The following is a 14784-nucleotide window of genomic DNA, read 5'->3' as shown; positions in this document are numbered from 1 at the left end:
CCTATCCCTGGGGAACCTGTCTTTTATCCAGGGCAATCCGAGAGCCGGGGCATATGAATCTGCTAACTCAGCGGTTAATAGCATTAGTCATCCGGGATGGAATCCTCGTTATTCGCATGAGCGTGGGATTACTCCTGATCCTCCTCACCGCGTGCTCTGAGAAATCAGCGCCACCCCCAGCCCAGCCTGCCCCTGAAGTGGAAGTCATTACCGTAACCACACAAACGATTCCGGACGAGCCGGAGTTTATCGGACGAACGGAGGCCTTCCGCCCCGTGGAAATTCGGCCACAGGTTACCGGTATCATTCAAAAAATATTTTTTACCGAAGGCCGGAATATTCGCAAAGGTGAACAGTTATATCTCATTGACCCTGTTCCCTTTAAAGCTGTTTATCTTAGTGCCAACGCTCGCGTGGCCCAGGCTCAGGCGCGACTGGTCCAGGCGGAGCAGGATCTGGTCCGTGTGAGGCCCCTTCTTGAGGAACAGGCTGTCAGCAGAAAAAATGTCGACGATGCCGTGGCGGAGACACTGGCGGCCAAAGCCGCGCTGGAAGCGGCGCGCAGCGACCTGGTGAAGGCAAAATTCGATATGGACAATACGCTGATCACGGCGCCGGTAGGCGGCCGAATCGGCCGTAGCCAGTTCTACGAAGGGAGGCTGGTCTCCGCACAGACAACCCTTTTAACGACTATCGATCAGTTGGACCCCATGTACGTCAATGTGAGCGTCCCGGAAAGCTACCTTCTCCGTCGGCGTCGCGATCTTGCCGAGCGCAGGATCGAAAGGCCGGATATTTTTCAGTTACGGGGCGTGATGACTTTTTCCGACGGAAGCGTATACCCGGGAGAAGGGTTGCTTGATTTCGCGGATGTCAACTTACGATCCGAGACAGGTATGCTACAGACGCGATTCACATTTCCTAATCCGGAAGGAGGATTTGCGCCGGGGCAGTCCTATTTTTATCCTGGGCAGTTCGTCAAAATTCGCCTCAAGGGGTATATCCGGCCCGATGCGATCCTCATCCCGCAGCGAGCCGTTCAACAAATGCCTACCGGATCGTTTGTCTACGTGATCGGCGAGGGCGGCAAGGCGGAGCTTCGTCCGGTTCAAGCGAGCTTGTGGTATGAAAACGAGTGGTTGATCGACGATGGCCTTCAGCCAGGGGAACGGGTGGTGGTGGAAGGTTTTCATCGGGTTCGGCCAGGGGTTCAGGTGACCGCTGTCCCATTCCAGGGTGGAAAGACTCCCAATAGTCTTCCGGAGGAAAAACCCACGCAGAACGCACCATGAGTTCCCATTTTTTTATTGATCGTCCAATTTTTGCCTCGGTCCTGTCCATCATTATTGTGGTGCTGGGCCTAGTGTCTTTGCAAAAGCTGCCGATAGCGCAATTTCCGCAAATCACGCCACCTATGGTGCAAATCGATGCGGATTATCCCGGCGCAAGCGCGGAAGTTGTCGCAGAAGCCGTGGCGCGGCCGATCGAGGTACAGCTTCCCGGTATCGACAATCTCCTCTACTACGACTCCACCAGTACGAATGATGGGCACATGACGATGAGGCTCACGTTCGAGATTGGCACGGACGTGGATATCGCGCAGGTCCAGACGCAGAACAGGCAACGCCTTGCCGAACCCCAGTTGCCCGATGAAGTCATCCGCCAGGGTGTAACCGTAAAAAAGATGTCGCCGGATTTGCTGGCGGTCATCATGCTGACCTCAACCGATCCCAGGCATGAGACTGTTTTTCTCTCGAACTATGCCCTACTTCGCGTTCTCGACAACGTCAAACGAATCCCGGGTGTCGGCGACGCCATCATCTTCGGTGCGCAAAATTATTCGATGCGGTTGATCCTCAATCCTGTCCGCATGGCTCAACTCGATATCACGCCGACCGAAGTTGCGGCCGTGGTTCGCGAGCAGAATCGGGATTTCCCAGCCGGAAGGATAGGCCGCGAACCCACGCCCAAAGGCACCGAACTCACCATTCCCGTCATTACACGTGGCCGAATGAGCGAGGTCAAGGAATTCGAGGACATGATCGTTCGAGCGTATCCGGATGGTTCCATGGTCCGAATGAGGGATATCGCGCGGGTGGAACTCGGTGCTCAATCGTATGACCTCGAAGGGCGATGGAACGGACAGCCCAATGCGTTCCTGCTGACCTTTCTTTCCCCGGGCGCCAATGCGCTCGAGACCGTCAAACACGTTCGCCAGGAAGTGGAAAAGCTGTCGAGAAGTTTTCCGGCAGGCGTGTCCTACGATATTCCCTATGACACGACCACATTCATTGATGTCTCCATCAAGGAAGTGGTGAAAACCCTTATTGAAGCCACGCTCCTGGTCATCCTGGTCGTCTTTCTTTTTCTTCAGAGCTGGCGTGCGACGCTCATCCCTGCCGTCGCCGTTCCAATTTCACTCATCGGAACGCTGGCCGGGATGGAAGCGCTGGGATTCTCGATCAATACGCTGACCCTGTTCGGCATGGTTCTGGCAATCGGCATCGTCGTGGATGATGCGATCGTTGTGGTGGAGAATGTAGAGCGACATATGACCAAGGGAGGCCTGTCACCCAGGGACGCAGCCAAAAAAGCCATGGATGAGGTAACGGGGCCAGTGGTTGCAATTGTCCTTGTGCTGGCTGCCGTCTTTGTTCCGGTCGCTTTTTTAGGCGGTATCACTGGCGAGCTGTATAAACAGTTTGCCATCACCATTGCCCTGTCTGTGGCGATTTCCGGGTTCGTGGCGCTCACGCTCAGCCCCGCGCTTTGTGCGCTGGTTCTCAAGCCGGGCCATGACTCGGCTAATAAGTTCTGGAATATTTTCAACCGGTCGTTTGACTGGCTCCAGAGCCGCTATGTTGGAACCGTGGGGATGATTCTGAAGCGATCCTTGATTGCCCTGGTCATCTTCGCAACGCTGGTAATCGTCATCCTCGGGCTGTTCAAAACCATTCCGGGCAGTTTCCTTCCGGAAGAAGATCAAGGCTATTTTATTACCATCGTCCAACTGCCGGAGGGTGCCTCCAAGACACGAACAATCGAAGTCTTGAAAAAGATAGAACGCTATTTCATGGCGAATCCGGCGGTCCATTCAACGGATGTCCTGGCGGGCCAGAATTTTGTGTTCGGCACGCGGGGCACGAATCAAGCAACGATGTTCGTGCCGTTGCAACATTGGGATACACGCACCAATCCCAGCGATCAGGTCCCGGGTCTTATTGCGGCGGCTTTCGGGGAATTTGCCAAAATTCCCGAAGCCTTGATTCTTGCATTTAATGCGCCCTCTATCCCGGGTCTTGGTTCCACGGGAGGTTTTTCGCTTCAATTGCAAGATCCCAGCGGTGGCGATTTTACGGAGTTCGCCGCTGTCGCTCAGGAGTTTGTAGCCAAGGCGGTGGAATATCCGGCGATCGCGGCTGCCAATACGAATTTTCGCGTGAGTACCCCGCGGTTGTATGCCCAGGTAGACCGCGAGCGGGCTAAAGCACTGGGCGTGCCCATTTCTGAAGTCTTCGATACCATGCAGGCTTATTTTGGAAATCTGTATGTAAACGATTTTGTGAAATTCGGTCGCGTCTACCGGGTGCAAACAGAGGCGCTACCGGAGTATCGTTCCCGCCCGGATGACATCAGCAAGGTATATGTGCGCGCCAGGAATGGGACGGAACATACCATGATCCCGTTGGACTCGGTCGTGTCCACCGAATTCAGCAGCGGCCCGGATCCGGTTACCCATTTCAACGGATACAATACAGCACTCGTGCTGGGCGGCGCCGCACCGGGATACAGCTCGGGGCAGGCGCTGGAAGCGCTGGAGCAAGCAGCAAATGAAATTCTGATACCTCGCGGTTATACAATCGACTGGAGCGGGATATCTTTTCAGGAGCAAAACGCTGGAGGACAGTCCATCATGGTGTTTGCCTTCGCTCTGCTCATGGTCTTTCTGGTACTGGCCGCCCTGTACGAAAGCTGGTCTGTTCCCTTCGCAGTCATTCTCGCGATACCTTTCGGCGTTCTGGGCGCACTGCTGGCTATATGGACTCGTGGGTTAACGAATGACATCTATTTTCAAATCGGGTTGATAACGTTGATTGGTCTAACGGCAAAAAATGCAATCCTGATTGTTGAATTTGCGAACCAACGCTACGCCGAGGGCGTGCCACTGGTCGATGCCGCGCTCGAAGCGGCACGGCTTCGTTTTCGGCCTATCATCATGACCTCCATGGCCTTCATCCTGGGTGTGTTTCCCCTTGTGGTTGCGTCCGGGGCAGGAGCGGCGAGCCGGAATTCCATCGGGACGGGCGTGTTCGGCGGTATGCTGGCTGCCACATTCCTGGCCATTTTTTTTGTACCGCTCTTTTTTGTCATGATCGGCAAGATCGCTCGGCGAAGCAAGCGACTCACAGCCGAGCCTCAGCAGATTCCGGCTGGCGATTTGCCTCCTGAAGAAAAACTATAGCGGCTATGCGAACAGCACAAATGTTGGCTGCCGGAATCAGCCGTCTCGGTCGTAATAAGGTGAATAACAGGACGCTTCTTTAATCCTTTGCTCCTGTTATTCCCGGCATCAGCGCCGGTGCCTCCTTCAACAAAAATTCCCTGAATGCTTGCGCTACGCTTGAAAGCCGCTTGTTTTTTCGGTGTACCACATGCCAATGGCGAATGATTGGAAAATCCTGCACATCCAGAATCGAGAGACGCTTTGTCTCCAATTCCAGCTCGGCCGTATGCAACGACATGATGCCCAGCCCCATCCCCGCTTGTACTGCCTGCTTGATCGCCTCACTGGTATCCGTTTCCATCCCCCGGTTAATGGCAATATGGTGCGCCGCAAAAAAACGTTCCATCGCACCGCGCGTGCCCGAACCGGGCTCACGCACGAGGAAAGTTTCCCGCTCCAGCCGTTTTACGGGAATACGGCGCTTTTTGCACAAGGGGTGATTCGGGGGAGCAATGACCACCAGTGGATTTTCCATAAAAGATTCTGTGGCGATATCCAGATCATCCGGTGGCTGCCCCATGATGGCCATATCAACCACGTTGTCGGATAATTGCTTCAAAACCGTTTCCCGGTTGGCGACATTCAGGCTGACGGTAACGCCGCTATAGCGCTGGCAAAATCTGGCGAGCAGGTGCGGGGCGAAATAATTGGCGGTGCTTACCACCGCGATATTCAATTTGCCTCGTTCCAGACCCTTCAATTCATCGAGCGCCAGCTCCATATCGGCCAGTTGTTGTGAGATTGCGCGGCTGTAATGATAAAGTTCGCGCCCGGCATCCGTCAGATAGATTTTCTTGCCCATCTGTTCGAACAGCGGCAGACCGATACTTTGCTCCAGCTGCTTGATCTGCATCGAAACCGCGGGTTGGGTCAGGAAAAGGCTTTCGGCCGCGCGCGAAAAACTCAGGTAGCTGGCAACGGACTCAAAAACCTTTAATTGCCTCAAAGTGAGATGTAGCATCGTCGTTTTGCCGGGGGTAGATTTTGAGGAACCATATAAGATAAAGATTATCATAACAATCAAAACACGTGACTGTTGTTTATGATAATTCCGGTTACAATGCACCCTGTAGTACTTTTATCTACCCCTATGAGGAGAATCAACATGAGTGAAGAATTAACCGGCAAGGAACGCTACAAATCCGGCGTACTGCCATACAAAAAAATGGGTTACTGGGATTCCGATTACGTACCCAAGGATACGGATGTCATTGCTGTGTTTCGTATTACCCCTCAGCCAGGGGTGGACCATGAGGAAGCCGCTGCCGCTGTTGCCGGCGAATCTTCCACCGCAACCTGGACCGTGGTATGGACCGACCGGTTAACCGCCGCCGAGCTCTACCGCGCCAAGGCCTATCGCTCCGAACTGGTGCCCAACACCGGGCCCGGCACCAAGAACGAGCCTCAGTATTTCGCCTACATTGCCTACGATCTGGACTTGTTCGAAGGTGGTTCCATCGCCAACCTGACCGCATCGATCATTGGCAACGTATTTGGTTTCAAGGCCGTAAAAGCACTACGCCTGGAAGACATGCGCATTCCGGTCGCTTACCTGAAAACTTTCCAGGGTCCCGCTACCGGGATCGTGGTAGAACGCGAACGCCTCGACAAATTCGGCCGTCCATTGCTGGGCGCGACAACCAAACCGAAGCTTGGTTTGTCAGGACGTAATTATGGGCGCGTGGTATATGAAGGGCTCAAGGGTGGTCTCGACTTCATGAAAGACGACGAGAATATCAATTCTCAGGCCTTTATGCACTGGCGCGACCGTTTTCTGTATTGCATGGAAGCTGTCAACAAGGCGTCCGCTGCGACAGGTGAAGTCAAGGGCCACTACCTGAACGTCACGGCAGGCACGATGGAAGAAATGTACGAGCGCGCCGAATTCGCCAAATCGCTGGGCTCGGTCATCATCATGATTGATCTGGTGATCGGCTACACGGCCATCCAGTCGATGGCCAAATGGGCACGCCAGAACGACATGATTCTGCACCTGCACCGTGCCGGCAACTCAACCTACTCGCGCCAGAAGAATCACGGCATGAATTTCCGCGTGATCTGCAAATGGATGCGTATGGCGGGCGTGGATCACATACATGCGGGTACGGTGGTTGGGAAGCTTGAGGGTGACCCACTCATGATCAAAGGCTTTTACGACACACTGCGCGACACGCATACTCCGAAGAATCTCGAAACCGGCCTGTTCTTCGAGCAGGACTGGGCTTCTCTGAACAAGGTCATGCCGGTCGCTTCAGGCGGCATTCATGCGGGTCAGATGCACCAGTTGCTTGATTATCTCGGCGAAGACGTGATATTGCAGTTTGGCGGCGGAACGATCGGTCACCCGATGGGCATACAGGCCGGTGCTGTTGCCAATCGTGTTGCGCTGGAAGCGATGGTCCTGGCGCGTAATGAAGGTCGCGACTACGTGAATGAAGGCCCCAAGATTCTCGAAGCCGCCGCCAAATGGTGTACGCCGCTCAAGCAAGCGCTGGATACCTGGAAAGACATCACCTTCAACTACGAATCCACTGATACTGCCGATTTTGTGCCGTCCACCACGGCCAGCGTTTAATCATATTCAAGGAGATATATAAACCATGATGACCAATGTAGGAAATCTCGTCACGCAGGGGCAGTTTTCTTTCCTGCCCCCATTGACGGACAAACAAATCTCGGCGCAAATTAAATATGCGCTGAAGAACAATTGGGCAATAGGCATTGAATATACCGATGACCCGCATCCACGCAACACTTATTGGGAGATGTTCGGCAATCCGATGTTCGATCTGAAGGATCCCGCCGGCATATTGGGCGAGATCAATGACTGCCGTAAAACCTATCCGAATCATTACATACGGGTAACGGCATTCAACTCCACTCGTGGGGTCGAGAGTCCAACCATGTCGTACATCGTCAACCGTCCCAAAACCGAACCGGGCTTTGGCGTGGTACGTCAGGAAACGGAAGGTCGCTGCATTCGCTACACCATTCATTCCTACGCAACCGACAAACCGGAAGCCGAGCGATATTAATCAGGTTTTCCCCTATCCCTTTTGACGGATAGGGGCTGATTAGAGGCAGGAAACGAATGGGTAGCCAACAGCGCTCAATCGACTTCTGCCTCTTCCCTGATTGCTCTTAGCACTACCCTGATTTCAACTAGTAGCAAGGCGTCACACGCGACACCTATAGTGTCTGGCGGGCGCGAATAACTTTATAATTTACCCCGTACAAGCTTTGTATGGCTATTTTGTGTGGATCAAACGTGAAAAAACCTTCAAAAGAACCCATTTCTTCGGATGATGATAACCCGGTTGATCTGGCTGCGGAATTTCGCGACTCCAACATCAAGGAGGTGTTGGACAAGCTGGACCTCGAGCTGATCGGTCTTAAGCCGGTTAAAACGCGTATTCGCGAAACAGCTGCGCTGTTGCTTGTCGATCGCCTGCGCAAAAAGCTGGACCTGACGGCGGGGGCACCCAGCCTGCACATGTGTTTCACTGGCAACCCTGGTACGGGGAAGACAACCGTGGCGTTACGCATGTCCGAAATCCTGCACCGCCTGGGATATGTGCGTGAAGGGCATCTTGTCTCAGTCACACGTGATGACCTGGTGGGTCAATATATCGGCCACACCGCACCTAAAACCAAAGAGGTATTGAAGAAAGCAATGGGCGGCGTCCTGTTCATTGACGAAGCCTACTATCTTTATAAACCCGAGAATGAACGCGACTATGGTGCCGAATCGATAGAGATTCTGTTACAGGCCATGGAGAACAACCGTGAAGACCTGGTTGTAATACTGGCAGGTTACAAAGACCGGATGGATAAATTTTTCCATAGCAACCCGGGCATGCGTTCGCGCATAGCGCATCATATCGACTTCCCGGACTATGGCGCCGATGAGTTGGTCGCCATCGCCAAGCTCATGCTGGCTGCGCAAAACTACCGCTTCAGCCCGGAGGGCGAGAAAGCTTTCCGCGAATATATCGGGCTAAGAATGAAGCTGGAGCATTTTGCGAATGCCCGTTCCGTTCGCAATGCCCTGGATCGAGCGCGTCTGCGCCAAGCCAATCGCCTGTTCGCCGGGGCGAAGAAAAACCTTTCGCGAATAGACCTGATGACTATCGAAGCCGAAGACATCCGCGCAAGCCGGGTGTTCAAGGAAGGCGCGGTGGATCTGGATGGCGATGAGGGAGCGAATGAGATACCGTCAATCGGTTGATCTGATATATCAATTCATAATAAAACGACACTGAAATTATCAAAGCGTGACATGAGGGCGCCCACTCGGGCGCCCTTTTTTTTGCATAGCGGAACGACATGCCTGCGGGTCATCTGCCACGTCATTAGCGACAGCACCACGTTATACTTATTCAACCATTTGACATTCATCCAAAAAAATAACTGATGCGTCCCACCCGCCTGGAAAAACCATCCGACAATCGCAACGATTGGCAGACCATTCGTTCCTTGCTGCCCTACCTGTGGGAATTCAAAGGCCGGGTAATCACGGCATTGACACTGCTGATCCTGGCCAAGCTCGCCAACGTATCCGTACCGCTGATTCTCAAAGAAATCATAGACGCGCTTGACCGTCCGCGCGCACTGATGGTTCTGCCGGCTCTGATGCTCTTGGGTTACGGCATCTTGCGCCTGTGCAGCACGCTGTTCGGTGAACTGCGCGATGCCGTATTCGCCAAGGTGACACAGCGCGCCATTCGGCGGGTAGCAATCAGAGTGTTCAACCACTTGCACGCATTGTCGCTACGTTTTCACCTGGAGCGTCAAACAGGCGGTGTCTCCCGCGACATCGAGCGCGGCACACGAGGTATCTCGTTTCTGCTTAACTTCATGTTGTTCAACATCCTCCCTACGCTGCTGGAAATCGGCTTGGTAGCCGCTATTCTTCTCTCCAGATACGACATCTGGTTCTCCGTGGTTATTTTTGCGACGCTGGCTGCCTATATTGCGCTCACGCTGATCGTTACCGAGTGGCGCATGATCTTTCGTCGCACCATGAACGACATGGATTCGAAAGCCAATACCCAGGCCATAGACAGTTTGCTGAACTATGAAACAGTCAAATATTTCGGCAATGAGGCATGGGAGGCGCGGCGCTACGACGAGCATATGCAAAAATGGGAGACTGCGGCCGTGCGAAACCAGACTTCGCTGGCAGCGCTCAATTCCGGGCAAAGCGCCATTATCGCGGTCGGTGTCACTCTGCTGCTGTGGTTGGCAGCGGATGGCGTCATCGAGGGCACAATGTCGTTGGGCGACCTGGTACTGGTCAACACCTTTATGCTCCAGCTATATATGCCTCTGCATTTTCTGGGATTCGTCTATCGCGAAATCAAGCATTCCCTGGCGGATATGGAAAAAATGTTCAGCTTATTGGCGGAGAATGAGGAGATAAAAGACAAATCAGGCGCAGCCGATCTCATTCCCGGACATGCAGCGGTTCGCTTCGAGGAAGTGAATTTTAGCTATGAGCCCAATCGCCAGATTCTGTTTAACGTGAGCTTCGACATACCGGCTGGTCGTAACGTAGCAGTGGTCGGGCATAGCGGATCCGGTAAATCGACATTGGCCCGCCTGCTGTTCCGTTTCTACGATATCAACAGCGGCCGTATTTTGATAAACAACCAGGATATTCGCGATGTCACCCAGCAAAGCCTGCGTGCAGCGGTGGGCATCGTACCCCAGGACACCGTGCTATTCAATGACAGTATTTATTACAATATTGCCTACGGGCGCCCGGATGCAGCCCGCGAAGAAGTACTCGAAGCCGCTAAGCTGGCGCACATTCACGACTTCATCGAAAGCCTGCCGGGAAAGTATGAAACTACCGTAGGAGAACGAGGATTGAAACTTTCGGGTGGAGAAAAACAACGTGTCGCGATTGCACGCGCAATTCTGAAAAATCCCAAAATTATTATTTTCGATGAGGCCACGTCGGCACTCGATTCAAAATCGGAAAAAGCCATCCAGGCAGAGTTGAAGCGTATTGCCGTGGATCGGACTACACTGACCATTGCGCACCGATTGTCCACTATCGCGGATGCCGACCAGATTCTGGTCATGGAGAGCGGCAGTATTACCGAACGTGGCACCCACTGGGAGCTATTAGCAGCAAACGGTACTTATGCCCACATGTGGGAACTGCAGCAGCAGGAAGAACAAACTAGGCAACTGCTGGATGGCCCCGAAGCGCAAGCGGGCGCCGCCGCGGGCGCAGGTTGAGTTTTCCATTAACCATCATTCGTATTATCGAGGAGAGAGGGTACCGGATATACCCCGATGATATCGGGAATGCCATTGGCCAGCCCAGAGGAATCCGGCTGAAATTTTTTATCGCTTTCCCTGTCAGAAAATATTGAGCGGTCAAAATATTTTTGATCCATAGAACACAAACGGAATCCACAAGGCGTTTTAGCAAGACTTAATTTACCCAACCTAATATAATTACCGTCCGGCTTCCAAAGGTACCCAAAGTGTCCAAGGCGTCTTTTTCGGTTCTTCCGCAATATCTGCTACCCAAGCAGGCAATTACCGTATTTGCCGGAAAGGTTGCAAGCGCCCGTGCGGGTCGTCTGACGGCATTTTTGATTCGCTGGTTTATCAAGCGCTACGATGTGAATATGGATGAAACGGTTAATCCGGATATTCACAGTTATAGGACCTTTAATGATTTTTTTACTCGCGCGTTGCTCCCCGGGAAGCGGCCCTTGGCCCAAGCGGATTTTATTTGTCCGGTCGACGGCAGTATAAGTCAGCTAGGCGTTATTCGCGGCGATCAAATATTTCAGGCCAAGGGGCATAATTATTCTACGACCGCGTTGGTCGGCGGCGATAGCGAGTTGGCTGAGAAATTTCGCGGAGGTAAGTTTGCGACGCTGTATCTGAGCCCTAAGGATTACCATCGGGTACATATGCCTTGCGATGGCCGATTGACTCGTATGATATATGTCCCAGGCGTGTTGTTCTCCGTAAATCCTCTTACAGCCCGCGGCATTCCAAGCCTTTTCGCCCGCAACGAGCGTGTGATTTGTGTATTCGAGTCGGAGCGTGGGCCATTTGTGCTAGCGCTGGTAGGCGCCACCATCGTTGGAAGTATTGCCACGACGTGGCATGGTGTCGTAAATCCTAAACGCCCTGGACGTGTTCGCGAGTGGCGGTACGATTCGCAAAACCTGGTCCTCAGAAAAGGCGATGAAATGGGCCGTTTTCAGCTAGGCTCAACGGTGGTGATGTTATTTCCCAAAAATACAATGCAATTCAATTCACTTTGGACGCCCATGCGAGCCATACGTTTCGGCGAAATGATGGCCATTGGAACCAGCGACAACAATCGGGATGTATAGTAAACCTAGTTCCGTGAAATCAGATAGCCCGCTTTCTTGAAATCCCACTGTTATTAAAAGCCCCGAAACAAGCTACATCAGAAGCGCGTCGCTCGCCAACTCAGCACTGATTCAGAAGCCTACTCTGGATTGTTCAGGCTGAGGCACTCTTCAGCACTACCGGGCGGGTATCAGGCTTGTCGATAGCAAGATTCGATGGATAGGAACGTTCGGCCGCGAGTTCACGCCCTACTCGCAGTATCACTTCCCGAAATTGCCTGCCTACCTCTGGATGCTGCAAACCATACGCTACCGTGGCTTCCAAAAAACCTATCTTGCTGCCGCAATCATAATGCTTGCCCTGGTAACGGTAACTCATCACAGATTCCAGTTTGAGAAGACGCGCGATGCCGTCCGTAAGCTGGATTTCTCCCCCTACTCCCGGGTCCAGATTTGCTAAGCATTCGAAAATCATGGGCGAAAGTATATAACGACCTACGATGGCCAAGTTAGATGGGGCCACATCGGGCGAAGGCTTCTCCACCACGCTTCGAATTTTCATGATAAGGCTTTTGGCATCCTCCCCGAAAGCGTCCACAATCCCATAATGACAGGTATCTTCGCGGGGCACCGTCCGGACAGCCACGAGACTGCTCGGTGCTTGCTCGTACTGGGAAATCATCTGCGCCAGTACAGGGGGTTGGGCATCAATCAGATCATCTGGAAGCAGCACAGCGAAAGGCTCGTTTCCGATTTGATGCCGGGCGCATAAAATCGCGTGCCCCAGTCCCCTAGGCTCTTCCTGGCGCACAAAAGTGAAACGGACCCCGTTGGGCGTGAGTTGCCGCAACATCTTCAATGACGCATGTTTCTCTTGTGAAGCCAGTTCGTTTTCCAGTTCCACTGCACGATGGAGATGGTCTTCAATAGATCGCTTGCTGCGATGAGTGACAAAAACGATCTCTTCGATACCTGCCGCCGCTGCTTCATCCACAGCATATTGAATCAGTGGCCGATCCACAATTGGCAACATTTCCTTAGCTACTGCCTTGGTCGCAGGCAGAAAACGCGTGCCGAGCCCGGCCACGGGAAATACGGCCTTTCGCACCAATTTTGTAGATTTATGAATAGATGCGCCACTAAATGACACGACTTCTTTTCGGTTTGGAGTTGCAGTTGCAGCAGAAATACTCATGAGTCCTCTCCCTGATTATGTCGTCATCTTTACATCAATCGTTTATATTCCAGCCATAAAATTCTAAGGATGCGTTCCGCTGTGTTTCATTCAATACATATAAATCCAGTTTTTCTCCTGCGCCCGACGTTGCAAAGCATTAACTAGAGTTGACGCATATAAGCTACCAGGTCGGATTTCTCTTCATCAGTCAGTTTGAGCTGCAACACGAGATTGAAGAATTCAACCGTATCTTCGAGGGTCAGCAAACGGCCATCATGCAGATAAGGGGGACTGTCCTTGATGCCTCGCAACGTGAAGGTCTTTATTGGCCCGTCTCCTGGCTCGTTTACGAAGCGCTCGAGCTTCAGGTCGTGCATTTGCTGATCAAGAAAAGAGGGCGGCTGATGACAGCTCACGCACTGGCCTTTCCCGAAAAAAACTTTCTCACCGCGAAGTTCATGTGCGGTCGCTTTGGACGGATCGAGCCGACCTTGCGTATTGAGTTTTGGCGCGGGGGGGAAATCCAGCATATTCTGAAGCTGCGCCATATGACTCACGTGAATTCGATCGAATATCGTAAGGCCCTTTTTCATCGAATGGATCGCGTCTCCATTGAAGTAGGCGGTACGGAATTCGAACTCGGTGAAGTCTTCCACCGAACGAAGGCTGCGCTTGGAACCATGAATCTGCTGGTTGAATAACCCGCGCAAGCTGACCGTATCGAGGCGGAAACGCCGCTCCTCGGGCCGGATATCGGGGCTGAGATGAAACTGCCCTGTCGTATGACCATTTATATGACAGTCGAGACAAGTCACTCCCAGGCTGGGTTGGGCACTTTTGCGATCGTCCGTCGGGTTGAATTCTTCCTGCGGGAAAGGGGTGAGCAACATCCTCAAACCATCCAGTTGTACTGGCGTCAAAATATCCTTGAACAGGCGATAATAATTGTTGATCGATACCACTTCGCCCCGCGAGACGTCCCCTAGTTCAGGCCGGTTCTGAAGAAACATGGCCGGAGGGAATTCCGGAAGAAATGCTTCGGGCAAATCATGTTCGACGTCAAACCGCTCCAGGCGTGGGAACATGTCGATTTGAGCCTGGGTGAAGACTTGTCCCCCTGGGGATTGTTTCGGATGAGGTAACGCCGGATACGGGAACATATTTTTTACCCGTATTTCTGGCGGAGACATGTCGGCTAATTTTTGCCAGGTCATTCCCGCCGGTAGACGCGCGGTCGGCCCAACAGCCAGAGGTTTTCCACGCGACATTTTCGCTTCTCTATCAAGCCGGGGGGTTAAATCGTATCGCCGCAGGAGAAGTTCTCGCTGTGTTTTCATGACCTTGGGACGAGCGGCCACATCGGCTTTCATGGTTTCCTCGAAGGTCTGCATTGGCTTTTTCGCGTTCAGGGGATCACGATAAAATTCGAATCCCAGTGTTTTTCCCTTGTCTGGCTGGTTTTCAAAAGCGGGTGAAGAAGGCATCGTATTCGTGGCGGAAAACTCGCTGGAACGGTCATGCTCATTCTTCTGCTGTTCGGGCCGGATAACGCGTGTTTCACGTGCAGTCTGAGCGCGGACGACAGCATCCTGCGATTGTGGATCTGCCGAGCGGGTATCGTAATCGTTCTGACCGAAAGTGCTTCCCGTGGCCAATCCCAAGCCGAACACCAGAAAACCCAATCTTTTCATGATAGATCTCCCTTCTTGATTGCGGAAAGCGTTATCAACTCTTCACGGCCATTTTTTCGGATA

10 protein-coding genes are annotated in these 14784 nt (G+C 52.8%); 7 read left to right on the top strand and 3 right to left on the bottom strand.

Features of this window, described 5'->3' with window-relative positions; all coding sequences use genetic code 11:
• Positions 1–53: 53 nt before the first annotated feature.
• Together KJS40_RS03290 and KJS40_RS03285 are read left to right on the top strand one after the other, a co-directional pair.
• Positions 54–1292 (top strand): efflux RND transporter periplasmic adaptor subunit, encoded by a 1239-nt coding sequence (locus KJS40_RS03290; protein WP_213539057.1) that lies wholly within the window; start codon positions 54–56, stop codon positions 1290–1292.
• The gene (locus tag KJS40_RS03285) at positions 1289–4462 is read left to right on the top strand and encodes a multidrug efflux RND transporter permease subunit (protein ID WP_213539056.1); all 3174 of its coding nucleotides are present in this window, start codon (positions 1289–1291) and stop codon (positions 4460–4462) included. Before KJS40_RS03290 ends, KJS40_RS03285 begins: the two co-directional genes overlap by 4 nt.
• Before the next feature lie 79 nt (positions 4463–4541).
• Here the strand turns inward: KJS40_RS03285 and KJS40_RS03280 are convergent, their stop codons facing one another.
• The gene (locus KJS40_RS03280; protein ID WP_072767199.1) at positions 4542–5465 is read right to left on the bottom strand and encodes a LysR family transcriptional regulator; all 924 of its coding nucleotides are present in this window, start codon (positions 5463–5465) and stop codon (positions 4542–4544) included.
• Positions 5466–5609: 144 nt separating this feature from the next.
• Between KJS40_RS03280 and KJS40_RS03275 the strand changes: the two genes are divergently transcribed.
• The 5 genes from KJS40_RS03275 (at position 5610) to asd (ending at position 11874) form a co-directional block, all read left to right on the top strand.
• Complete coding sequence (locus tag KJS40_RS03275; protein ID WP_213539055.1) at positions 5610–7079, top strand: ribulose-bisphosphate carboxylase large subunit; 1470 nt, start codon at positions 5610–5612, stop codon at positions 7077–7079.
• Between the two features lie 25 nt (positions 7080–7104).
• Positions 7105–7539, top strand: coding sequence for a ribulose bisphosphate carboxylase small subunit (locus tag KJS40_RS03270; protein WP_025040298.1), 435 nt, complete (start codon positions 7105–7107; stop codon positions 7537–7539).
• A gap of 233 nt (positions 7540–7772) precedes the next feature.
• The gene (gene cbbX, locus KJS40_RS03265) at positions 7773–8732 is read left to right on the top strand and encodes a CbbX protein (RefSeq protein ID WP_113072962.1); all 960 of its coding nucleotides are present in this window, start codon (positions 7773–7775) and stop codon (positions 8730–8732) included.
• A gap of 185 nt (positions 8733–8917) precedes the next feature.
• Entirely contained in the window at positions 8918–10753 is a 1836-nt protein-coding gene (locus tag KJS40_RS03260) for an ABC transporter ATP-binding protein/permease (protein WP_213539054.1), read from the top strand.
• Between the two features lie 251 nt (positions 10754–11004).
• Complete coding sequence (gene asd, locus KJS40_RS03255) at positions 11005–11874, top strand: archaetidylserine decarboxylase (protein WP_213539053.1); 870 nt, start codon at positions 11005–11007, stop codon at positions 11872–11874.
• A gap of 133 nt (positions 11875–12007) precedes the next feature.
• Here the strand turns inward: asd and galU are convergent, their stop codons facing one another.
• Entirely contained in the window at positions 12008–13048 is a 1041-nt protein-coding gene (gene galU / locus KJS40_RS03250; RefSeq protein WP_213539052.1) for a UTP--glucose-1-phosphate uridylyltransferase GalU, read from the bottom strand.
• Positions 13049–13191: 143 nt separating this feature from the next.
• Positions 13192–14721 (bottom strand): cytochrome B6, encoded by a 1530-nt coding sequence (locus KJS40_RS03245; protein WP_213539051.1) that lies wholly within the window; start codon positions 14719–14721, stop codon positions 13192–13194.
• Positions 14722–14784 lie beyond the last annotated feature (63 nt).

The sequence above is a fragment of the Nitrosospira sp. NRS527 genome, from assembly GCF_018406445.1.
Taxonomy (GTDB): domain Bacteria; phylum Pseudomonadota; class Gammaproteobacteria; order Burkholderiales; family Nitrosomonadaceae; genus Nitrosospira; species Nitrosospira briensis.
This window is presented reverse-complemented; position numbering and strand designations above follow the sequence as displayed.

What these genes read in the sequence shown, in the direction of transcription:
- KJS40_RS03245 (WP_213539051.1), bottom strand. Translation starts at nt 14,721, where the DNA reads ATGAAAAGATTGGGTTTTCTGGTGTTCGGCTTGGGATTGGCCACGGGA.
- KJS40_RS03270 (WP_025040298.1), top strand. Translation starts at nt 7,105, where the DNA reads ATGATGACCAATGTAGGAAATCTCGTCACGCAGGGGCAGTTTTCTTTC.
- KJS40_RS03280 (WP_072767199.1), bottom strand. Translation starts at nt 5,465, where the DNA reads ATGCTACATCTCACTTTGAGGCAATTAAAGGTTTTTGAGTCCGTTGCC.
- KJS40_RS03285 (WP_213539056.1), top strand. Translation starts at nt 1,289, where the DNA reads ATGAGTTCCCATTTTTTTATTGATCGTCCAATTTTTGCCTCGGTCCTG.
- KJS40_RS03275 (WP_213539055.1), top strand. Translation starts at nt 5,610, where the DNA reads ATGAGTGAAGAATTAACCGGCAAGGAACGCTACAAATCCGGCGTACTG.
- KJS40_RS03290 (WP_213539057.1), top strand. Translation starts at nt 54, where the DNA reads ATGAATCTGCTAACTCAGCGGTTAATAGCATTAGTCATCCGGGATGGA.
- KJS40_RS03260 (WP_213539054.1), top strand. Translation starts at nt 8,918, where the DNA reads ATGCGTCCCACCCGCCTGGAAAAACCATCCGACAATCGCAACGATTGG.
- galU (WP_213539052.1), bottom strand. Translation starts at nt 13,048, where the DNA reads ATGAGTATTTCTGCTGCAACTGCAACTCCAAACCGAAAAGAAGTCGTG.